The sequence below is a fragment of the Brevibacillus sp. HD3.3A genome (assembly GCF_013284375.2).
Classification (GTDB): domain Bacteria; phylum Bacillota; class Bacilli; order Brevibacillales; family Brevibacillaceae; genus Brevibacillus; species Brevibacillus parabrevis.
The window spans coordinates 715,436-736,342 of the sequence record NZ_CP085874.1 but is presented as its reverse complement, the minus strand read 5'-3'; the positions used below and the strand labels follow the sequence as shown (position 1 = coordinate 736,342).

Annotated in this window: 20 protein-coding genes; 6 read left to right on the top strand and 14 right to left on the bottom strand. The window is 51.9% G+C overall.

All coding sequences use genetic code 11. The annotated features are described in order from the left end of the window. Window positions 1-8 precede the first annotated feature (8 nt). Window positions 9-980 carry an ROK family glucokinase gene (locus HP435_RS03900; RefSeq protein WP_173599472.1) on the top strand — a complete coding sequence of 324 codons (972 nt, stop codon included), beginning with the start codon at window positions 9-11 and terminating at the stop codon, window positions 978-980. A gap of 99 nt (window positions 981-1,079) precedes the next feature. On the opposite strand, the gene HP435_RS03895 is transcribed toward HP435_RS03900, so the two are convergent. The 5 genes from HP435_RS03895 to HP435_RS03875 all read right to left on the bottom strand — a co-directional run bounded on the left by HP435_RS03895 (window position 1,080) and on the right by HP435_RS03875 (window position 4,985). Then, window positions 1,080-2,015 carry a DMT family transporter gene (locus tag HP435_RS03895; protein WP_229049815.1) on the bottom strand — a complete coding sequence of 312 codons (936 nt, stop codon included), beginning with the start codon at window positions 2,013-2,015 and terminating at the stop codon, window positions 1,080-1,082. A gap of 44 nt (window positions 2,016-2,059) precedes the next feature. Next, entirely contained in the window at window positions 2,060-3,244 is a 1,185-nt protein-coding gene (locus HP435_RS03890) for an ABC transporter permease (protein WP_122965521.1), read from the bottom strand. After that, window positions 3,244-3,972, bottom strand: a complete 729-nt coding sequence (locus HP435_RS03885; RefSeq protein WP_173599470.1) for an ABC transporter ATP-binding protein — start codon at window positions 3,970-3,972, stop codon at window positions 3,244-3,246. Before HP435_RS03885 ends, HP435_RS03890 begins: the two co-directional genes overlap by 1 nt. Before the next feature lie 34 nt (window positions 3,973-4,006). Then, complete coding sequence (locus tag HP435_RS03880; protein WP_122965523.1) at window positions 4,007-4,507, bottom strand: hypothetical protein; 501 nt, start codon at window positions 4,505-4,507, stop codon at window positions 4,007-4,009. A 130-nt stretch (window positions 4,508-4,637) separates the two neighbouring features. Then, entirely contained in the window at window positions 4,638-4,985 is a 348-nt protein-coding gene (locus HP435_RS03875; RefSeq protein ID WP_122965524.1) for a hypothetical protein, read from the bottom strand. A 140-nt stretch (window positions 4,986-5,125) separates the two neighbouring features. Between HP435_RS03875 and HP435_RS03870 the strand changes: the two genes are divergently transcribed. Next, on the top strand, window positions 5,126-6,877 hold the full coding sequence (locus tag HP435_RS03870) for an RNA polymerase sigma factor (RefSeq protein WP_173599469.1): 1,752 nt from the start codon (window positions 5,126-5,128) through the stop codon (window positions 6,875-6,877). A gap of 114 nt (window positions 6,878-6,991) precedes the next feature. Here HP435_RS03870 and HP435_RS03865 read toward each other — a convergent pair whose 3' ends face one another. The 4 genes from HP435_RS03865 to gatC form a co-directional block, all read right to left on the bottom strand. Next, a complete protein-coding gene (locus tag HP435_RS03865; protein ID WP_122965526.1) occupies window positions 6,992-8,641 on the bottom strand; it encodes a YcdB/YcdC domain-containing protein in 1,650 nt (549 codons plus the stop codon). Window positions 8,642-8,769: 128 nt separating this feature from the next. Beyond that, entirely contained in the window at window positions 8,770-10,206 is a 1,437-nt protein-coding gene (gatB, locus tag HP435_RS03860; protein WP_122965527.1) for an Asp-tRNA(Asn)/Glu-tRNA(Gln) amidotransferase subunit GatB, read from the bottom strand. Between the two features lie 5 nt (window positions 10,207-10,211). Next, window positions 10,212-11,684, bottom strand: a complete 1,473-nt coding sequence (gatA, locus tag HP435_RS03855; protein ID WP_173599468.1) for an Asp-tRNA(Asn)/Glu-tRNA(Gln) amidotransferase subunit GatA — start codon at window positions 11,682-11,684, stop codon at window positions 10,212-10,214. Between the two features lie 33 nt (window positions 11,685-11,717). Then, a complete protein-coding gene (gene gatC / locus HP435_RS03850; RefSeq protein ID WP_122965529.1) occupies window positions 11,718-12,008 on the bottom strand; it encodes an Asp-tRNA(Asn)/Glu-tRNA(Gln) amidotransferase subunit GatC in 291 nt (96 codons plus the stop codon). 262 nt (window positions 12,009-12,270) lie between these two features. On the opposite strand from gatC, the gene HP435_RS03845 reads away from it, so the two are divergent. The 3 genes from HP435_RS03845 to HP435_RS03835 are packed head-to-tail and all read left to right on the top strand — an operon-like array spanning window position 12,271 to window position 13,767. Next, on the top strand, window positions 12,271-12,864 hold the full coding sequence (locus tag HP435_RS03845; RefSeq protein ID WP_173599467.1) for a matrixin family metalloprotease: 594 nt from the start codon (window positions 12,271-12,273) through the stop codon (window positions 12,862-12,864). Further along, window positions 12,854-13,429 carry a hypothetical protein gene (locus HP435_RS03840; RefSeq protein WP_173599466.1) on the top strand — a complete coding sequence of 192 codons (576 nt, stop codon included), beginning with the start codon at window positions 12,854-12,856 and terminating at the stop codon, window positions 13,427-13,429. The genes HP435_RS03845 and HP435_RS03840 overlap by 11 nt, the downstream gene beginning before the upstream one ends. 35 nt (window positions 13,430-13,464) lie before the next feature. Beyond that, window positions 13,465-13,767, top strand: a complete 303-nt coding sequence (locus HP435_RS03835) for a hypothetical protein (RefSeq protein WP_122965532.1) — start codon at window positions 13,465-13,467, stop codon at window positions 13,765-13,767. A 161-nt stretch (window positions 13,768-13,928) separates the two neighbouring features. On the opposite strand, the gene asd is transcribed toward HP435_RS03835, so the two are convergent. Next, window positions 13,929-14,780: an archaetidylserine decarboxylase gene (gene asd, locus HP435_RS03830; RefSeq protein WP_173599465.1), complete on the bottom strand. Its 852-nt coding sequence runs from the start codon at window positions 14,778-14,780 to the stop codon at window positions 13,929-13,931. Window positions 14,781-14,954: 174 nt separating this feature from the next. Between asd and HP435_RS03825 the strand changes: the two genes are divergently transcribed. Further along, the gene (locus HP435_RS03825; protein WP_173599464.1) at window positions 14,955-15,878 is read left to right on the top strand and encodes a sensor domain-containing diguanylate cyclase; all 924 of its coding nucleotides are present in this window, start codon (window positions 14,955-14,957) and stop codon (window positions 15,876-15,878) included. A gap of 99 nt (window positions 15,879-15,977) precedes the next feature. On the opposite strand, the gene HP435_RS03820 is transcribed toward HP435_RS03825, so the two are convergent. The 4 genes from HP435_RS03820 to HP435_RS03805 form a co-directional block, all read right to left on the bottom strand. After that, complete coding sequence (locus HP435_RS03820) at window positions 15,978-16,922, bottom strand: MraY family glycosyltransferase (protein ID WP_229049814.1); 945 nt, start codon at window positions 16,920-16,922, stop codon at window positions 15,978-15,980. A 151-nt stretch (window positions 16,923-17,073) separates the two neighbouring features. Continuing rightward, window positions 17,074-18,621, bottom strand: coding sequence for an L-glutamate gamma-semialdehyde dehydrogenase (gene pruA, locus HP435_RS03815; RefSeq protein WP_122965535.1), 1,548 nt, complete (start codon window positions 18,619-18,621; stop codon window positions 17,074-17,076). Window positions 18,622-18,895: 274 nt separating this feature from the next. Beyond that, complete coding sequence (locus HP435_RS03810) at window positions 18,896-19,963, bottom strand: CamS family sex pheromone protein (protein WP_122965536.1); 1,068 nt, start codon at window positions 19,961-19,963, stop codon at window positions 18,896-18,898. Between the two features lie 32 nt (window positions 19,964-19,995). Beyond that, window positions 19,996-20,850, bottom strand: a complete 855-nt coding sequence (locus HP435_RS03805; protein WP_229049813.1) for a WD40/YVTN/BNR-like repeat-containing protein — start codon at window positions 20,848-20,850, stop codon at window positions 19,996-19,998. Window positions 20,851-20,907 lie beyond the last annotated feature (57 nt).

Genomic DNA, 20,907 nt, shown 5'->3' with positions numbered 1-20,907 from the left:
GGACGGTTGTGAAACAAATCATCGTTGGTGTTGATGTGGGCGGAACAGCCATCAAAATGGCGTTGATTACACCGAACGGCGAGCTTGTAGCCAAAATCCAGGAACCGACACCTGTTGCAGAAGGCGAAGACGGCGTTTTGCAAAAAATCGCAGGGATGACCCGCGCCCTTTTGCACGAGCACGGCTATAGTCTGGAACAGGCGAGTGGAATCGGGGTCGGCATCCCCGGACCGATCGACGCGAAAAACGGCATCGTGATGCAGGCGGTCAACTTGCACTGGACCAAGCCGGTTTTGCTGAAACAAAAGCTGGAAGCACTTACAGGGCGTCCCGTCGAAGTTGACAACGATGCCAATGCGGCAGCACTGGGCGAGATGTGGCAAGGGGCCGGGCAAGGCGCACAAGACCTCGTGCTGATTACGATTGGAACGGGCGTCGGCGGCGGTGTGATTTTGAACGGAAATGTAATTCACGGCATGAACGGGGTCGGCGGCGAGATTGGACACATTACGATGGCCCCTACTGGCGGAGCACCTTGCAATTGCGGGAAAACAGGCTGCCTGGAAACGTTCACCTCTGCCACGGCCATTATTCGCGAAGGGCATCTGGCCGCAACGAACGGAACAAGCCCGCACCTCGCCCGCGTACTTGCCGAGACAGGCAAGATCGGGGCAAAAGACGTATTCGACGCAGCTATAGCAGGCGACGCAGCCTCACTCGCCATCGCCGATCATGTGGCGCTCTATCTGGGGCTTGCGCTCTCCCACCTGGCTATCGTGCTGAACCCGGTCAAGTTTGTGATTGGGGGCGGCGTAGCGGCAGCAGGAGACTTCCTCTTTTCGCGCATCCGCGATTCGTTTACCCGATTTGTTCCCTTCACTTACGTCGTAGAATCCACACAAATTTTGCCTGCCACTCTTGGCAACGACGCTGGCGTGTACGGCGCTGGCTGGCTGATCCGCTCCCGGATGGAAGCCTAGTTTGTTTGTTACCTTTCCCTAAAAAAGAACAGCGCTCCTGTCCGCAGCGTATGTGCCGCGCAGGAGCGCTGTTTTATTTTTGGAAGCAGGCAGGCGGCTTTACGTATTCACGCCTTCCTGAACCTGCTGAACCTGACTGGACTTCGCATCATTCCCCGCCACGATCAGGGCCGCTCCCGCCAGCACAGCACCTCCACCGAGCAGTTGCAGCATGCTGAACGCCTCGCCGAACAACAGAGCCGAAAAGAAAAACGTCACGACCGGCTCAAACGTGCTGAGCACGGAAGCTTTTGTCGAACTGATCAGTTGAAGGCCGCGGAAGAAAAAGCTGATCGCCATCACCGTAGAAAAAACGACGATGCCGCCCAAAGCCCACCAGCCAGTTGGCGCAAAAGCCAGATCGACGCCGCCATCCTTTTGCGCAATCAAAAAGGTCGACACGGCTGCAAACAACGAGATGTACCCCGAGGTCACGTACGGCGACAATCCTTTGACGATCCGATTGCCCACGATGATGTACACCGAGTAGAACAGCGCTGCCGCAAGCGCAAGCAAGACGCCGAAAATTTTAACCCCGCCAAACGATAGCCCAAGCACCAGTCCAAGTCCCACCAGAGACAGCAGCATGGCAAAAACGGTCTTGCGCGTCAGCGGCTCTTTATCCACAAAATAACTCAATACAGCTACAAACACGGGGAACGTATAAAGCAACAGCGCTGCCATCGAGGTCGGGATGTGCTGAACCGCCGAGAAAAAACTGAGCGATTGCAGCGTATACAACACCCCGCCCAAACAAAACAGGGCAAGCACCTGGCGCCGATTCAGCCGCAGCGACTCTTTACGCAAGGCAAGCAAGCCAAAAAACAGCCCTGCGGCGAACAAAAAGCGCAAAAACAAAAGCGTGGAAACCGAAACCCCGGCTCCGTAGGCGTAGACGGCAAAAATGGACATCACGCCAAACCCCGCAGCCGAGGCCAAAATATACAGCACTCCCAGATACAGCGGCTTCACAACCATTTCACCAGCTTTCTTCAAATGGCGGCGGCACATGAAAAAAACAGACAGTCAGTATCCTCCGATCAGTTTTTTAATCCCGCTCCCTCTCTGCGAAACAGCCGTGATGCGAAAGCAATCGTAATCGCTACGTACACAAGCGAAGAACCGATGCCAAGCAGGGCATGCAGCGGATCGACCTTGCCGTAAAACACTTCCTTGCAAAGCGCCACGCCGTTGAAGACGGGCAACACGTAATAATGCTCGGCGATGTCCACCGGACTTTGCGGCATCAGCATGTACGACGGCACCATCGCCAGAAAGATCACGGCGCTCATATACGTCTGTCCCTCTTTGAACGACTTGGCAATCGTGCTGAGCATCAGCTCCAGTCCAGCAAAAGTCGCCGCCATAAGCAAAATCACCACGATCAGCACCAAAAGGGTGGCTGGCGATAAAAACGCGAAGGAAAAGGCAGCATTGTCTCCTCCGCCGAGCGGCCCCATGCTGAACACGAGCGATACGGAAATGAGTGAAGCGATCGCGCTCAGCATGCTCATCATCATTACAGCCACAAGCTTTGCCGTGAGAATATGGTTGGCCGCGATTGGCGCAGTCAGGAGCGATTCCATTGTCCCGCGCTCTTTTTCGCCCGCAACGAGGTCGTTAGCCGCAGCGATCCCTCCCGAAGCGAGAGAAACCACGAGCATTAACGGGATAAAGCCTGCCAGCATCCCGCCCGACTTTCTTTCTTCTGTCGCGACGTTCTGGAAATCAGCGGCGATCGGCTGAATCGCTGCTTCGGACATGCCTGCTTGCTGCAAACGCTTCGCTACGATTTCTTTGCTGTATGCCTCCACCGTTTGCTTGATCAGATCGCGTGCGTAGACCGACTTCGTATTGGTCGAGTCAAAAGCGACGAGCAGCTTGGCGGTGTTCCCTGCCTTGATTTCCTCGTCGAACCGTTCCGGGATCGTGATGATCGCACGGAGCTGTCCCGCTTGCAGCGCTTGCTCGGGATCAGCAGACTCGATCAGGCGCACGCCCGGATTTTTTGCCAGCATGTCAATCAGCGGGGAGGAGCCGTGAATCGCCAGCGGCACGTACTCGCGCGCTTCTTTTTCTACATTGCTGTAGGAATTGCCCAGCAGAAAAAACACAAACGGGATGATGACCAGCGGCACAAGAAAAGTCCCGATCCACGCTTTTCTGTCCCGAAACAAATCCAGCAGCTCTTTTTTCAAGACAGTCCAGATGATTTGCCAGCCCATCACAGCTCGCCCCCTTCCACGACTGCCATGAAGATATCGTCCAAATCGTCCGTTCCGTACTGCTTGCGCAATGCGGCCAAATCCCCGGAGAAGCGCAGCTTGCCTTTGTGCATCAACGCGATCCGTTTGCACAGCTTGCTGATCTCGCCCATGTTGTGGCTGGAAAAGAGGATCGTTTTTCCTTCCTCTTGCAGCCTGGTCACCATCCGGCGAAAAATCGTGGCGGCTGTCACGTCAAGCCCGGTTGTCGGTTCATCCAGCAAAATGACGTCCGGATCGTGGACAAGCGTGCGGGCAATCGCCACTTTTTGCTTCATTCCCCGGGAAAAGGCCCCGACACGCCTGTCGATGAACGCTTCCATGTCCAGCATGCGGCTTAAATTGTCGATCCTCTCTTGCACCCGTGAGGAAGTCAGTCCGTATAAATTGCCGAAGTAAGCGATATTTTCCCGCGCCGTCAAGCGACTGTACAGCCCGACTTCTCCGCCAAACAAAATGCCGATCCTGCGGCGCACCTCCAGCGGTTGTTCCCGCACCGAGAAGCCGCTGATCTCGATATCTCCGGCGGTCGGCGTGAGAATGGTCGCCATCATGCGCATCGTCGTCGTCTTGCCGGCTCCGTTCTCGCCCAACAGCCCGTACACTTCGCCCTCTTCCACGCGAAACGTCAGATCGCGGACCGCTGTGACCGTCCCAAACTGTTTGCTTGCGCCTTTTACCTCTATCAAGGGCAGTCCTCCTCTCCCTCGCTTTTCTTTGTTGTCAAAATTGTACCTTGAGCAAATAGGCAGCTCTTTTTTCCCCGGCAAATGTCACCTGTACGACTCCCGTACGACCTTGGAGCACCCGCGGTATTTTCGCGGCGATATGGAATTTGCGTTGCTTCGCATCAACGCGGGCTGTAGACACTGTGCCCGGCGGCAAGTATATGCGGTCACCGTCCAGCGAATAAAACATGAGCGTGACTTCCCCCGAGTCGCCGTGCGCCTCTCCGGAAAATACAATCGTCTGGACGTCTCCCGCGCCTCCCGATACGCGCGTCAGATCAAACAGCGGATGACGCAACGAAGCCAGCTCTTGACCGCCGCGCCAGTTCTGCAAAAAGGCGTCGAACTCCTGGACGGCAGTAGCTGCAGACCATGCTCCTGCTTGCGGCATTTGCGCTACTGGCAAATCGGGCAAACCGGGCAGACCAGAGAAATCGGACAAACCGGACGAATGGGCAGAAACCATAAGAACAAGCGTCATCCAAAAAGAAAACATGCTAATCAGCTCCAATAAATGGTTGTCCTTAGCATGCCCTCTCAAAAGTTTGGCATATGTGCCGATTATCCGATCTGAATGTTTCGACTTTTAGGCGTTTGGCCCTCAATCCGCCAGAGACTGCCGACACTCAGTTCAAAGCACTCGCGTAGCGATCTTTCCAAGCCGCCAAGGAAAAGCCTGCAAACAAGGAAACAAAGCTCTCGGTATCGTTGATGTAGTGGCGGGTTTCTCTTTGCTCAGGGTTCTTTTCCACAAAAAGCGGCGCTACCAGATGCATGACTGGCACGCCTTCCGTCTCCTCGTCGTAAATCCCCCGCTCGGCCAGCACTTTGCCGAAATAGCGACAGTATGTAACGGTTACGGTTTTTTGCTGGTTATTGGCTTCCCATGTCGCAATCGAACGGTCAAATGTATCGGATGGCGAACCGCCTTTGCCGGGCGCCACGCTTTCTCCCGTGACAGAAATCAGCTTCATGTCCTTTTCTTCCCCCTTTTGCTTCGTGTATGTTCATTATAGGATAGAGAGGAATTTCTTACAAATCCGCCACCTTTGTCAGAAAACCCGGCGCTCGGGAGTCTATACGGTAAGTCAACTAACAACGAGGAGAAATTGGGATGGATCATTTGGTTATCAAGCCTGCCAGTCAAGCGGAAGAGCAACAGGAACAGGACGAGATTTTGGTGGAAAGGGCAAAAGCCGGGGATCAGGAAGCGTTTGGCGAGCTGGTGAGGCGGCATCGGGCAAAAGTATACGGCTATGCCCGCTCGTATACCCAGGAAGCTTTTCTTGCCGAAGACATCGTCCAGGACGCGCTGATTCGCGCCTTTCTTCATCTGGGTACGCTGGTCGACAGCCGCCGTTTTCTGCCCTGGCTGCACCGGATTGTGCGCAATCAAGCGTACACGCGCCTGAAAAAAGGGCCGCAGACAAAAGAGCAGGTCTTTTCCGGCCTGACGAGACAGCCGAGCGAGCTTGAAGCTACTGATTGGGAAGATCTCGACAGTATTTTGCACAGGCTTGGCCGCAACTGGTCAGCCTCGGTCGAAAACAACGGCAACCCCGAAGAGCTATTGGTGCGCCGTGAACTGTTTGAGACGATCAAAAGCTTGCTGCACTGCCTCAATCCGCGGGAGCGCCGAATTGTCGAATCGCACTTTTTTGACCATCTCGCGCCCCACGAGATCGCGCATCTGTTCGAAATGACGCAGGCCAATGTCTACCAAGTGCTGTCCCGTTCTCGCAAAAAGCTCATGCAGGAAAGGATTCGTGTCGTGGTTGACCAATACGTGAAGACGCGAAAGGATGCGGGAATCATGAAACAAGCTGTATTGAGAAAACCGGAGGCAATGAAGCAGCCGACCTGGATTACATGTGGAGCGGCGTTGTACGGATTAGTGGAGTTTACGGAGCGCAAGCTGTCTTTGCCAGCCGTTATCGGATTAAGCGGCCACGCTTTTCGCCTGACTGTCGTTCCAAAAAACATTCATATTGCGGGACCGACCATGTTTGATTTTCAATCCGTACTGGAAGAAGGGCTGCGCAACATGGGCTTTGTGCCACGCTCCGTCTGCCAGGGACAACTGGACGGTACGCCGGGGCCGAACGCCACTTTCGTGAATCCGACATTGCTCAGCTCAGCGGCACGAGAAAAGCGGCAACTTCCCGCTCTTTTGCCGCAAGCAATCGAGTTGATTCACAGCTCGCTTGACAAAGGCTGCCCCGTGCTCGCCTGGGACTTGTTCATGCCGGAGTTTGCGCTGATTTACGGCTACGAGGATGCAAGCAAACTGCTGCATGCTGGCGACAACTGCAACAATGACGCCAAGATCCCATATGAGCATCTGGGACGCGGACTGATTGAGGAGCTGTTTGTGCTCGCAATCGAGAGCACGCTTCCGATCGACCAGCGCACCATGCTGGCAAACGCCATCGCAACGGCGCTCAAGCATTACCGCACTCAGGAAGGGCCAAGTGATCGCTACGTGAACGGCTTGGCTGCCTATCCGGTTTGGAAGGAAGCTTTTGAAAAAGGAAGCGTGGAACCAAACGGAAACGCCTACACCTTGGCTGTCGTACACGATGCACGAAACAACGCCTCCCGCTTCTTTGCGGAAGTTGCCGATGCATGGACAGACGAATTGCTGGATGGGGTGCGCCCGCAGCTTAAAGAAGCGGCAGCGCTCTATCGGACAATTGCCGAAGACTTTAACAAGCTTGTCCAGCTGTTCCCTTTCCCGAGTGGCGGTGAACCAAATGAGCCAGCAACGGCACAGCAAGCGATTCAGCTTTTGTCGGTCATTGAAAGCAATGAGGGTCTGGCCGTCAGCTTGCTGGAAAAAATCCACGCGGCGCTCACTGCGAATTAAGAGAGCTGCGAGTATCTGTGCAGTTTGCTTGCTCCATAGTTGAGTTGCATTGCGCAAAATAAAAAACGCGGGCATGTAAAATGTCCGCGTCTTTCTTTTGAACAAAATCGGCTGTTATTCCTCGTCTTCGATCCACTCGATCGAGCCTTTGGCCGCATCTACATATGGCCAGCCTTTGCTGTTGTCAACCGTGTAGACGAGAGACAGGGATGGAGCCGGGATGCCGTAGAAGTTGGTCCACAAATAAGATTGCTTTAGCGGCAGTTGTTTCGCGATGATTTCAGCCGCCTGCTGTTCGCTCACCGCTGGCTTTTCATCCGGAAAATCGACCTTTTTCATCGGCAGCGTAGTGGAGTATTGGGCAACCTTGCCATCCTCGCTGTTCACCAAAATCCAATGGTAGCGATCCAGGATCGGCAAGCCTTTGTGCATTTCACTGAACAAGAAGGCGTAATACAGACCTGGCTCCGGCTCCGGTTCTTCTCCATCCAGCAGTTCCAGCATCCAGTCCGCCAAAGGTGCCTCTTTGTATGGTTCGAGTATCTCAACCTGCAAGGAAGCTGAGCTTTCCGGCGCTACCTGCTCCAGGAAGCCAACCGCTTTTGTCAGCGCCTCTTCCTTTTTCAAAGGAGCCGGCTTTTGCTCCGACCATGCAAAAAACTGGCTGGCAATCAAAATGCCCGTCTCATTTTCAAACGTTACGGACGCGTAATCTTGATCTTCATTAAACCACGTATACGTATGATCGTAATCCCCCGCGACTTCCTCTGGGTAGATGTACTCTTTTTTCGTATCGATTCCGAACAGGCTGATTACTGCCTTTTCTGCTTCGGCCTTGCTTTTGGCCGTGAGCGATTTGGCCGGAAGCGCAAGTGTGATGTTTTTGATCGTTGCCTTGCTGCGCTTGCCTTGGTCGATTGTAGTTCCACGCGTCGGATCAATCTGTGTTCCCGTTGTCGCGTCAATCATCGGCGAAACTCGCAATGTGTATTGCAGGCCGGGCTTGCCGTCTTTCCCTTCCTGCATGTATCCGAGATCCAATCGGTCAGGGATGAAATATTGCTTTTTGACCGCCTCTGGCGTCAGCGCGGATTTCGGATCGGGAACTTTAATCCCCGTCAAATCCAGACGGTACACATTCAGTGCTACAAGATGGCCCGCTTCATCCGTATTGACTTCGATTCCGTATTTGCCTTCGTTTACTTGCAACCCGTTCACCAGAAACGGATAGAAGACTCTGTTCCGCGTGCCTCCCGCTTCCACTTGCTCCGCTTCCTCACTATCAGGCACTAACACGGACAACACCGGAGAGCCAAGCCCTTTCAACTTTTCTTCTCCCAGCAGGGTGACTAGCGACGTCATCGCTTTTTGCAAAATTTCCTTGTCAGACGGCACGGCGCTGTCTTTTTCCGTTTTCGCTGTCACCGAAGATTCAAAGCTGATCAATTCACCTGTCTTGCTGTCAAAAGTCAGGCTGGCACTGACGTTCGTATTTTTCGGATCGTACATGTCCAAATACACATAGCCTTGATCGGCATCAAGCACATCGATTTCGCGCTCGGTCATGGCCTTCACCCACGGCTCCAGCTGCTCCAAAGCCGTTACTATTTTTTGCGCTTGCGCAGGCAGCTTTGCTTCGACTTTCGCAGCAGTCGCGCTTGCTGAGCTAGACCCGGGACTTGCCGCCAATGCCGTTCCTCCCATTCCTGCAAACACCATCGTTGCAGACAAAGCAACAGCTGCTCCTTGCCATTTCCGTTTCATCGATGCTCCCCCATCCTATCATCTACTTACCATCTATATTACCTTGTATGGGACATTTTGGAATGCGACTTTTTACATAGAAAAAGCAGCACGCTCCCTTTTTCGGGTTCGTGCTGCTGCTTTTATCCTTAGAGGCTGCTCAATACTTCCTGGATCAGCTTGTTGACCATCGGCGGGTTCGCTTTGCCTTTGGTTTGCTTCATCACTTGACCCACGAAGAACGCTGCCGCTTTTTCGTTTCCGGCCTTGTAGTCGGCCACGGCTTGCGGATTGGAGTTGACGGCATCGACGACGATTTGACGCAGGGCGCCCTCGTCACTGATTTGCACCAGTCCTTTTTCCTCGACGATCTTCTTGGGCTCTTTGCCTGTCTCCACCATCTCTTTGAAGACGGTTTTGGCGATTTTCGAAGAGATGGTTCCGTCTGCAATCAGCTTGATCATGTCGCCCAAGCCTTGCGCTGTCATTTTCACGTCGGCAAACGCCAGGTTGTTCGCATTGAGATGTGCCAGCAAATCAACCATCAGCCAGTTGGCTACAGCTTTGGCGTCCGCTCCTGTTTTCACAGTTTCGTCGAAGAAATCCGCTGTCTCCTTGGAGATCGTGATGACTTCCGCGTCCGCTTGCGACAGGCCGTATTCGTTCACATAGCGAGCCTTGCGGGCATCCGGCAATTCCGGAATGGTCGCGCGCACGGCCTCGATCCACTCTTCGGAAATTTGCATGCGCACCAAATCAGGGTCCGGGAAGTAACGGTAGTCGTGCGCTTCCTCTTTGGAACGCATCGTGATTGTCTTTTTGTTTGCCTCATCCCAACGGCGTGTTTCCTGCACGATCGTGCCACCGGAAGAAACAACCTCCGTCTGACGCAGCACCTCGTACTCCAGACCCATCTGCACGTTGCGGAAAGAGTTCATGTTTTTCAGTTCTGTCTTCGTTCCGAACGCTTCTTGCCCGTACGGACGAATCGAGACGTTGGCATCGCAACGCAGCGAGCCTTGCTCCATGCGCACATCGGACACTTCTGTGTACTGGATGATCGCTTTCAGCTTCTCCAGGTAGGCGCGAGCTTCTTCCGGCGTGCGAATGTCCGGCTCGGAGACGATCTCCACGAGCGGAACACCTACGCGGTTGAAGTCGACCAGCGATTCTCCCCCGAAGTCACTGTGCGTCAGCTTGCCTGCGTCTTCCTCCAGGTGGAGGCGCGTGATGCCGATGCGCTTCGTTTCTCCGTTGACCTCGATGTCGATCCAGCCATTGTAGCCGATCGGCTGGTCGTACTGGGAGATTTGGTACGCTTTTGGAGAATCCGGGTAAAAGTAGTTTTTCCGGTCGAACTTCGTCTCGCGGGAAATCTCGCAGTTGAGCGCAAGCGCCGCTTTCATCGCGAACTCCACCGCTTGCTTGTTCGTTACGGGAAGAACGCCCGGATGTCCCAAACAAATCGGGCATGTATGTGTATTCGGCGGCGCGCCGAACTCAGTCGGGCAGCCGCAAAAAATTTTACTGTTGGTCGACAGCTCGGCGTGGACTTCCAGGCCGATGACGGTTTCGTACTTGCTCATGCCTTTTACCCCCTCACCCATTCCGGCTTGCGCTGGCTGTAGCCTGCTGCCTGTTCATAAGCATGTGCTACCCGCAAGACAGTGGATTCGTCAAACGCACGACCCACGATCTGCAAGCCGATCGGCAGACCGTTTTGGGAAAAGCCGCACGGTACGCTGATCGCTGGCAGTCCAGCCAGGTTGACAGGTACGGTGCAAATGTCTTCCAGGTACATTTTGACCGGATCGTTGGCGTTTTCGCCGATTTTGAAAGCCGTGGACGGCGTCGTCGGATGCAAAATCACATCGAAATCGGCAAAAATGTTGGTAAAGTCCTGGATGATCAGCGTGCGAACTTGCTGCGCTTTTTTGTAGTACGCGTCATAGTAGCCGGACGAAAGCGCATAAGTACCGAGCATGATGCGGCGTTTTACTTCCGGACCGAAGCCTTGGCTGCGGGATTCTTTGTACAGCTCAATCAGGTTGGACGCATTGTCTGCGCGCACACCGTAGCGTACGCCGTCAAAACGGGCCAGGTTGGACGATGCCTCCGAAGAGGACAGCAAGTAATAGGCTGGAACCGCGTATTCGGTATGCGGCATGGAAACTTCGCTCCATGTTGCGCCCGAGCTTTCCAACTGTTTCAGAGCAGCAAGCACAGCCTCGCGCACCTCTGTGTCGATGCCTTCCCCGATCAGCTCTTTTGGCACCCCGATGCGCAAACCTTTTACATCGCCAGTGAGCGCGGAGAGATAGTTCGGCACTTCTACATTTGCAGAAGTGGAGTCGAACTCATCGTGTCCGGCAATCGCTTGCAGCACGTATGCCGCATCCTCCACGTTTTTCGTAACCGGGCCGATCTGGTCGAGCGAAGACGCAAATGCGACCAAACCGAAGCGGGATACGCGCCCGTAAGTAGGCTTCAAGCCGACAACGCCGCAAAAAGCAGCCGGCTGGCGAATCGAGCCGCCCGTATCCGATCCGAGCGTAAAGTAGAAGTGACGGGCAGCCATCGCCGCAGCAGAACCGCCGGACGAGCCGCCTGGCACGTAATCGGTGTTCCACGGGTTTTTCGCCGGGAAGAAGCCGGAGTTTTCATTGGAGCCGCCCATGGCGAACTCGTCCATGTTCAGCTTCGCCACGATCACAGCATCTGCTTCCTTCACTTTTTTGGAAGCCGTTCCGTCATGCACAGGATCGTAGTTCGCCAAAAATTTGCTGGCGCAAGTGGTGCGGATGTCTTTGGTGATCAGGTTGTCTTTCAGACCCGCCGGCATCCCGAAAAGCAGGCCCAGCTCCTCATTTTCCTTCACCAGACGCTCGTCCAGCTGGCGAGCATGGGCAAGCGCTCCCTCCTCATCCACGTGCAGGACGGATTTGATCTTGTCATCGTGCTCCTTGATGCTTGCGATGGAAGCCTGCACCAGATCCGTTACCGAAAGCTCTTTTGCGCGCAGAGCGCTATGTATTTCCGACAATCGCTTGTCAAACAGCGACACAGTGGGTTCCTCCCTTCTCGTTCTCCTGACCCGTTATTCGAATACAGCAGGCACCTTGAACTGCCCGTCTTCGTGGTCCGGTGCGTTTTTCAGCACTTCTTCGCGCGGCAGGGACGGTCTGTTGACGTCCTCGCGCATCACGTTTTTCACGTCTGTAGCGTGGCTGGTCGGCTCGACATTGGATGTATCCAGTTCGTTGAGCTTCGCCGCAAACTCCAAAATCGCGTTCAGGTCTTTTGTGTATTGCAGAGCCTCGTCTTCCGTCAGCTGCAAACGGGCCAGATTGGCAACATGCTCTACTTCTTTGCGAGTGATGGCACTCATCTCTTCCACCTCCGAATCGTATCACATAACTTTGATCTTACTTGAAAACAGCGGGTTCAGTCAATTTTCGCGGGGATTGGGCTTTGGAGAAATATTTTTTTTCGAAAAATTAAAATATAGAAGACTGACCTTTAAAACCTTATTATTTGGTCGGAATCAATCAATAAATTTGCGTTCATCAAATTTAACTTCAATTGACAAAATCCTATATATTAATATATTTTACAAATATAACCATCAACTCAGGAGGATTAATAAATCAATGGTAAGAAAATCCAAACTGTTAGGAATGTTTATAGGCAGCTTACTAATTGGTTACTCATCAGTATCGTTCGCGTACAATCTTGACTCTTATGGAGGTCATTGGGAAAAAGGAGTAGATTATACCTACTCGATTGCAAGTTCAATTTCAGATGAAGGTGTTGACTCAATCGTTTTGGCTTCTGATCAGTGGGATACGATTCGGAAAAAGAAGTTTTCCTTAGAATATAGTGGCGATAGAAATAAACAAAATAATCCGATGGAAAACATTAATGGAGAAAATGAAGTTTTTAAAATTGATATGGGAACTTCTCAAGCACCTGCAAATGCAAGGTGGAAATATTCAGGGGATATAATCACTGAAGGAGACATTATTTTAAACAGTTCACGCAATCTAAGTAATTCTTCCAAACCTTCTAAAACTGCATATCATGTACCGTCTATTATGGTACATGAATTTGGACATATCATCGGCTTAGATCATTCAGATAATAAAGATGCTGTCATGTATGTTTCTCCCGCGGGAACAGTCAAGTACCAGCTAGGAAAAGATGATATTAACGGGTTTAACTACAGGTTCTGCTATGGCGCTTAACCTACAGAACAACTCACCTACTGAAAGGATACACATCGCTTCTTATTTGGATACTTTCACCAATCAGGAATTAGCTTCTGGCGCCTCTCTAATTTTGGAAGGAACCGTTTTAGAAATTCACCCTGCAACGTGGAATACCCCGAGTGGAAGAATGCCAAAAGATATAAAATTAAACGATATTGTATACACTGATGTGAGTATTAAAATAGATACGATTTTAAAAGGAACTCCTAAATCAAATGACATTGTTACAGTACGAGTATACAAAGGCGAAATACCCGGAGAATTTGCATTTAGTTCTGACACAGAAGCTGACTTCTCTAATAATGAAAAAGTACTTCTTTTCTTAATGGAAGATGACAGTATCTATAATAAAGACAAATCACAAAATCATTACGTTATTATGGGGCAATATCAAGGAAAGTACACTGTCGAACAAAAGAAAGTATCCAATTTTAAAAGTACATTGGACACAAAGTCCATTTATGAAGTCATTGAAAAACATAAAGACGACCCCACCCCTGAAATTTTAGTCAAGCAAGAAGGGGCCGAACTCGAAAAGTAATTTTATTCATAACTTGAATCAAAAGGAGGACGCATTTGAAAACAACACTTGTACTGCTACTGGCTATCATGATTTCTCTGCCACAAACTATTCCTTTGCCCAATCTTTTGTTCCCGAATCAGCATGAACAAATGCTGACACCAGAACAAGCCAAGCAAATTTTAACAACCCAGTTGACGAAAAACCCGGCGCTCGGACCAATTAAAATCACTGCTGTAACCTACTCCAATGGACAATACCATATTAGCTATACCCGTGAGTCCAACTGCGAAAGTGGTACACACATTATTAATGCCTATACGGGAGAAACCGTGGGTGGTACTCGGAACCAGTGCTAATTCAATATGGCGAGCTAGAAACAGTCTTTGATTAAAAAAGGAGCCCCTTATAAAAAGGGACTCCTTTTTCTCTTTTGTAAAACCAGCTTGATGTTTCCATGAGAGTAGGACTGACTGCTATGCTCAACAAAACGGCCATGCTCCCAGTTGAATAGTCACAACTATTCCTTCTCCGTCTCTATCGTCGCCAACACTTGCCCCATCAAGAGCGACCGGCCTTTTTCCACACGGTCTGCCCATTCCAGCTGGCTGGACTCCACGAGCAAAATGACCGTTGAACCAAACTCGAACCAGCCTAGCTCGCTGCCTTTTTCGTAATGCGGGGTGCCGATGATTGGTTCGTCCGTTTGTCGGCCGTGCTTGATGTTCGTCGTGGCTGTATTGTACGAGACTTTGACGCTTCCGACGAACAGCGCTCCGACCTTGACCAAAGCCATGCTGCCCAAACCATCTGTTTCGATGTAGGTCACGAGCCGCTCGTTGCGGGCAAACAGTCGCTCCACGTTTTCAATTCCGAGCTGATTGACCGGGTAGAGACGTCCAGGCAAGTAGCTGTACTTCACCAGATTCCCCGCCACTGGCATATGTATGCGGTGATAGTCGCGCGGGCTTAAATAGATCGTAATGAACTTTCCGCCGTAATAACGTTTCGCCTCTTGCTCCGAACCGCCGAGCAGTTCAGTCACTGTGAAATCTTTTCCTTTTGCCTGAATCAGCGTGCCTTCGCAGATGTCGCCGAGCTGGGAAACAGTCCCATCCACCGGGCTTACGACAACATCGTGTCCAGGGGCGATCGGTCTTGCTTCCGGTTTCAGGCGGCGCGTAAAAAATTCCTTGAGAGTCCGGTATTCCGATACGGGCTTTTCTATGATGGAAAAATCGATTTTATAGTGACGGATGTATCGCTGAATGGCTAATCGACTGAAGCGAGAAGCAGTAATTTTTCCCATGGTCCTCGACATCGCGTTTTGCGGCAGGCGATGGATCAGACCGGGCAGCAGCTTTTTGCGCATAAGTGGAACTCCTTAATCATTTTCGATTAGACAGCTAGTGAGAGAATACCCTTACTTTACCACTTCCACTTGCAGCCAGTAAACCCCGCACTATTACCAACGTCTCATCATTTTCTTGGCCTGCCTTGCTATACTATAATATAGGGACAAGCCTACAATCAGGAGACCACAGATATGGCGAAGCTTGATATTACAACACTCATCAGTCAGCACAGCGACATCTTGACCAGTTTGTTTCATCACATGTCGGATATGTTTTTCCTTATGGCTGTGGAAAAAAACGCCAGCGGGGCTTACCAGTTCCGGTATGTCTTGATGAATCCTGCCGCCATGAAAGGATCAGGTCTTACCGAGGATTGCTACGGGAAGCTGATTGAAGAAGTTTACCCGCAGGAAAAGGCTGACTTGCTCAACAGCATGTACAGCCAAACCGTTGAAGGCGCCAGTCCCACTCATTTCACAACGAACGGCCACATGGTCGGTGAATCCATCCTCTCGCCTGTCTTCAACAACGAAGGGCTATGCACACACGTCTTTTCTGTTACCCGCGACATTACCGAACGCAAAAAACTGGAGTGGCAGCTTGAGCACATGGCTTACCACGATATGCTCACAGGCTTGCCTAACAGGCGCCTTCTTTACAACAACCTCCAGAAAGCGCTGGAACGCGCCGAGGCGTCTGGAGAGATGGTAGCAGCGCTGTACATCGACTGTGACCATTTTAAACAGATCAACGATACATGGGGTCACGATATTGGCGACGTTTTTTTGCAAATGCTGGCCAAGCGTCTCAAATCGTGCGTTCGCGATCAGGATACCGTCGCCCGCTTGGGGGGAGACGAGTTTGTCGTCATTCTCACAGCCATCGACAGCGAACGTCAGGCCGAAAAAGTGGCGACGCGCATCCTGCGTTCGCTCCAGCAGCCGTGGAGCTACGAGGACAAGACGTTTCACTTTACCTCCAGTATCGGAATTGCTCTTTTCCCTGCCTCTGCGAAAGAAGCGGACCAGTTGCTGAGCAACGCCGACAAGGCTTTGTATAAAGCAAAAGCAACAGGCCGCAACCAGTTCTTTTTCTTCGATCCTGCCGAAGACTAGAGATCGAATGTCCATTCCTTTTGTCTTGGCTGCGCCATCCTTTTGGCGGGCACTCTCTTGCTCAATTGCTTTATCCAAATAAAGCAATGCTGCACTGCTCTATCCGTACAAAAACAGGAACACCGCAAGTCCCGAGAACAGCAGGCTGACCAAATACAGGACGACAACCGTTTGCTTGGCTGTCAGGCCAAACGACATCAAGCGATGGTGAACATGTCTCCGATCAGCCTGATACATAGGCGACCCCGCCAACAACCGACTGATCATTACCTGCATCGTATCCATCACAGGCAAGCCGAGTGCCAGAACCGTCACGACCAGCGAAATGAGCGTGGCCCCTTTCATCGTTCCTTCCAGCGATATTACCGCCAGCGCAAAGCCCAGAAACATCGACCCGGCGTCTCCCATGAATATTTTGGCCGGATAAAAATTGAAGCGCAAAAAAGCGAGCGCTGCCCCTGCCAACGCAACGGCCAGCAATGCCGTGACTTCCTGCCCCTTGAACATCGACAAAAAAAACAAGGTGATGGCTGAAAAGGCTGTCGCTCCCGCCGCAAGCCCGTCTACTCCGTCCAAAAAATTTACCATATTGATCAGTCCAACAATCCACAGCACCGTTGCCAACAAAGACAAAAACACAGGGAACGAGACATAAGAACCATCTTCAGCCCCAAGCCAGGTCAGGCTGATCCCGCGAAACCGGATATCGAGCAAAAAGGCGAGGACGGCTACCGCTACTTGAACGAGCAACTTCGGCAGCGCAGGAAAATCTTTTTGCTGCGCTTTGTACATATCGTCCACCCAGCCAATCGCCACCAGCAGAACGCCGCCGACTGCCAAAACTGCCACCGTTTTTTGCGCCCCTGCAAAAAAACTTGTCACCAGCAGCAGTCCGACAAACATCGCCAGCCCGCCAGATAGCGGCATTGGCTTGCTGTGCCCTTTTCTTCCCCTGGGCATGTCCAGCAGCTTTGTTTTCCACGCCAGCCGATACGCAAGCGGCATCAGCAAGTACACGAGAAAAAACGTCGAGAGCCCTGACACAATGTAAGTAAACAGCTACCCTCACCTGCCCGCACATCATTTCTTACCTCTTAGTGTGGACAAAATGAGCGTGAGAAAACTTGGTTTCCTCAATCTTTTTGCGACAAAAAAAGCCGCCCCCGTGTGGAGGCAGCTTTGGTATTGCGTTTTCTTACATTTTTTCGGAAACCATTTTCGCTTGGGTGAAGAGCAACAGGTAGTCTGGTCCGCCCGCTTTAGAGTCAGTACCGGACATGTTGAATCCGCCGAACGGATGCACGCCAACCAAAGCGCCTGTGCACTTACGGTTGAAGTACAGGTTGCCCACGTGGAACTCTTCGCGAGCGCGCTCCAGGTGTGCACGGTTGCGGCTGATTACAGCGCCAGTCAAGCCGTACTCGGTGTTGTTCGCGATTTCCAGAGCATGGTCGAAATCGTTGGCTTTGCAGAATGCTACTACTGGACCAAAGATTTCTTCTTGCATCACGCGAGCTTGCGGATCTACGTCAGCAAATACGGTTGGCTTGATGAAGTAGCCTGTTTCCGGGCCTTTTTCGCCACCCGCAACCAGTTTGCCTTCTGTTTTTCCGATCTCGATGTATTCGAGAATTTTGTTGTAAGCTTTCTCGTCGACAACTGGACCTGTGTAGAACTCGTTTGTTCTTACGTCGCCTACAGTCAGTTGGTTAGTCAGCTCAACTACGCGACCCAGCACTTGATCGTACACGTCTTGGTGAACGATTGCGCGGGAGCAAGCAGAACATTTTTGACCGGAGAAGCCGAATGCGGAAGCTACGATGGATTGTGCAGCCAACTCGATATCGCAGTCGTTGTCTACCACGATGGAGTCTTTACCGCCCATTTCCGCTACCAGACGCTTCATCCATTTTTGACCTGGACGATGTTTCGCAGCCAGTTCGTTGATGCGCAGACCTACGTCGCGGGAACCAGTGAAGCTGATGAAGCGAGTCAGCGTGTGTTCTACGAGGAAGTCGCCGATTTCGCTGCCGGAACCTGGCACGAAGTTCACTACGCCTGCTGGTACGCCAGCGTCTTCGAGGATTTCCATGAATTTCGCTGCGATTACTGGTGTAGTGGAAGCAGGTTTCAGTACAACTGTGTTACCAGCTACGAGAGCTGCAGTTGTCATACCAGCCATGATCGCCAGAGGGAAGTTCCATGGCGGGATTACTACGCCAACACCGAGTGGAATGTAGTACAGTTCGTTGTCTTCATCCGGGATGCGTGGCAGGTCATGGCGTTGGGACAGCTTATCCATTTGACGGCCATAGTATTCCATGAAGTCGATTGCTTCTGCTGTATCAGCGTCAGCTTCTGCCCAGCTTTTACCTGCTTCTTTTACCAGCCAAGCGGAGAACTCATGCTTGCGGCGACGCAGGATTGCTGCTGCTTTATAGAGGTAACGGGAACGCGCACCGGCAGGAACCTTTTTCCATGTTTCGAAAGTGCTGGCTGCTGTTTGGATCGCTTTTTCAGCCAGCGCCTGGTCTGCCTGGGACACAACGCCCACGACTTGTTCTTTATTGGAAGGGTTGAAGGAGCTGGATTTTTTCTCGGTTGTGATGCGCTCTCCACCAATGATGAGAGGGTACTCGCGGCCAAGCTCGCTTTCTACTTTGGCGAGTGCTTCTTCAAATGCCTTTTTATTTTCTGGCAGGCCAAAATTAGTAAACGCCTCGTTTTTGAATTCAACTTGCATTTGGTGACGCCTCCTTATCGTTTTCTTCCTAAGATCACTTATAAAACATATGCAAGGATCATACCAACTACTACTGAGAAGCCCGACCCCGATAGTGTTTGCATTTTTCCGCGAAAAACAACAGCCAACTTCAGAAAACGGGACCTTACACTTTTGTTCACACTTTGTTCAACCGTATACACTTGTGTGCAATCCCCTCTGGCTTCTGCACAAAAACCCCGATCCACACCTGGAGAGGTGCACATCGGGGCCGCTTCCTGCTATTGGCTACTGTCTACTGGCGATACAGATGCATGTACGGTTCGCCAGATGTCGGTCGAATATAAATGGCCAGCGGCTTGTTCATCGATTGGACGTACAAGTTGACGTGGACGCTTTTGTCGAACAACTGATTGATGCTTCCGGCTGCGTACTGCGTGAACTGCAAAACTTCTGTCCGCGAGTCATACTCCGCCGTCGCCGTAATCGTCAGCTCCGTCAGTCTGCCGTCCATGAATCGGCCAACGCCTGTCATGCCGACATACTCTCCGAAATACGCCTGTGCTTGCCTCATCAGCTTATCGTACTGCAACGACTGCTGCGGATATTTTTTCTCTACATCCGCGCTCGGGAACAGGAAAAACTCCTCTTCAATCGGCTGCCACTTCGATACGGCCGATTCGCTCGCTCCCACTGTACCCGACATGATGAAATGCCCTGGCACAAGCGAAGAGTTCGCTTCGGGAACCTGATACAGCAAAATCAGCATCGGCACATTCGGAGTGCTCACCCGCAGCGTCGCGACGATACTGGCGGCAAGCTGCTGCCCTTTTGCTTGCAGCTCCTGCTGTGTGTACACCATTTCCTTGCCAGTTGCATCCTGGTAGTTCGGCGATACAGACAAGCCGAGCACCATTCCTGCCAGCTGCTTGTCTTTTTTGTTCAAGTAATCATGCTCCAGGACGTGAACCAAAATGCCGTTTTTCTGCTGGCCTTTCGTTCCACTCGCCTTTTCCTGGGCAATCCACTGCGTCACCTGTTCTTTTTTGACGACTTGACCTTCCTGAAAATAATACTGGGAGGTCGGAAACGTATCGCGGGCAAACTCCATCAAGCCAAGCTCCAGATGGCTGAAATCGATGCGGTATCGCGCACTGCTCAGCATGCCGCGCGTCTGGTTGGGCTTGTATGGAGTGATGCTGCCGTAGTAATCCTCAGATACTTCCACTACTTCAGACAAGGACGGCGCGGTAGGCTCAGGCGACTTGTCCTTGCCCCCTGGCAGCAACGAACAACCAGAGACGGCAATCGCAAGCAAAAACGCGGCTGCGTACCTGCATCCTGTCAAAAACTTCGCTTTCATACGCTACTCCTTTTGTCCTGAAAAAAATGGGATCAGTTCCATTTGGTCCAGCGATTGCCGTTGAGCTTGTAAATCAACGCCGATTCGCCAATCCCTACCCATTTTGTATCGCCACCACCCGAGGCAATGACGATCAATTTTTCCGGCGAGCGAGCTTCGAGCAGATGCCACTCACCATCGTTTTTTTCATAGACACCTTTTTCGGTTGCGACAGCGAGAACGCCAGTATTTCTGTTGAGGGATAGCGAGTAAATCTGTTCTGCATCCGGAATCGCCTCTGTCTTCCACTGCCCTTCTTCATTATAGAGCAAGCTGAACTGTGCCGCTACATAGAGACGGTTCTCATTCGAGTCAAAATCCATGGCATATACTTCCTGATCCATCGGCTGCCAGAGCGTCCATGTATCGCCTTTGTCTGTGGATTGGTAGATGCCCTCGCCTGTTACAAACGCGAACAGACGAACTTTTCCCCCTTGGCGAACCCCAGTAAAGCTGCGGATATTTGCAGGCTCAGGCAAGCCTTTGCTGGAAGAAGTCCAGCTTTTCCCGCCATCTGCGGTGCGCAGGACTCCTTCACTGCCACCGACGTACATGTGGTGGGCGTCGCTCGGATCGACAAACCAGCCTACGACATCAATCTGCGCCAGCTCTGGCGACAGCAATCCCCACAAGGAACCCCCTGCGGAGCTGTACAGTCCGGCATGTGTGCCTACCCATACTTGTGCAGCGTCTGACGTCATCGCCAGATTATGAATGGTTTCTCCCTTTTCCAAAACATCCTGATAGGTCAAGTCACCCTTCAGAGCAGATGCAATAACCGAAGAGGTGGCGGGCTTCTCCTGAACGACGCCGCCATCGCTACAGCCGCTCAAGATCAGCATCGTCATTGCTCCAATTCCCCATCGCCTAAAGCCATTCATGCTCTTCACGTCCCTTCCCTTGCT

Coding starts and splice junctions, on each gene's coding strand:
- HP435_RS03890 (WP_122965521.1), bottom strand. CDS start 3,244: ATGGGCTGGCAAATCATCTGGACTGTCTTGAAAAAAGAGCTGCTGGAT.
- HP435_RS03880 (WP_122965523.1), bottom strand. CDS start 4,507: ATGTTTTCTTTTTGGATGACGCTTGTTCTTATGGTTTCTGCCCATTCG.
- HP435_RS03875 (WP_122965524.1), bottom strand. CDS start 4,985: ATGAAGCTGATTTCTGTCACGGGAGAAAGCGTGGCGCCCGGCAAAGGC.
- HP435_RS03870 (WP_173599469.1), top strand. CDS start 5,126: ATGGATCATTTGGTTATCAAGCCTGCCAGTCAAGCGGAAGAGCAACAG.
- HP435_RS03865 (WP_122965526.1), bottom strand. CDS start 8,641: ATGAAACGGAAATGGCAAGGAGCAGCTGTTGCTTTGTCTGCAACGATG.
- gatB (WP_122965527.1), bottom strand. CDS start 10,206: ATGAGCAAGTACGAAACCGTCATCGGCCTGGAAGTCCACGCCGAGCTG.
- gatC (WP_122965529.1), bottom strand. CDS start 12,008: ATGAGTGCCATCACTCGCAAAGAAGTAGAGCATGTTGCCAATCTGGCC.
- HP435_RS03845 (WP_173599467.1), top strand. CDS start 12,271: ATGGTAAGAAAATCCAAACTGTTAGGAATGTTTATAGGCAGCTTACTA.
- HP435_RS03840 (WP_173599466.1), top strand. CDS start 12,854: ATGGCGCTTAACCTACAGAACAACTCACCTACTGAAAGGATACACATC.
- asd (WP_173599465.1), bottom strand. CDS start 14,780: ATGCGCAAAAAGCTGCTGCCCGGTCTGATCCATCGCCTGCCGCAAAAC.
- HP435_RS03825 (WP_173599464.1), top strand. CDS start 14,955: ATGGCGAAGCTTGATATTACAACACTCATCAGTCAGCACAGCGACATC.
- pruA (WP_122965535.1), bottom strand. CDS start 18,621: ATGCAAGTTGAATTCAAAAACGAGGCGTTTACTAATTTTGGCCTGCCA.
- HP435_RS03810 (WP_122965536.1), bottom strand. CDS start 19,963: ATGAAAGCGAAGTTTTTGACAGGATGCAGGTACGCAGCCGCGTTTTTG.
- HP435_RS03805 (WP_229049813.1), bottom strand. CDS start 20,850: ATGACGATGCTGATCTTGAGCGGCTGTAGCGATGGCGGCGTCGTTCAG.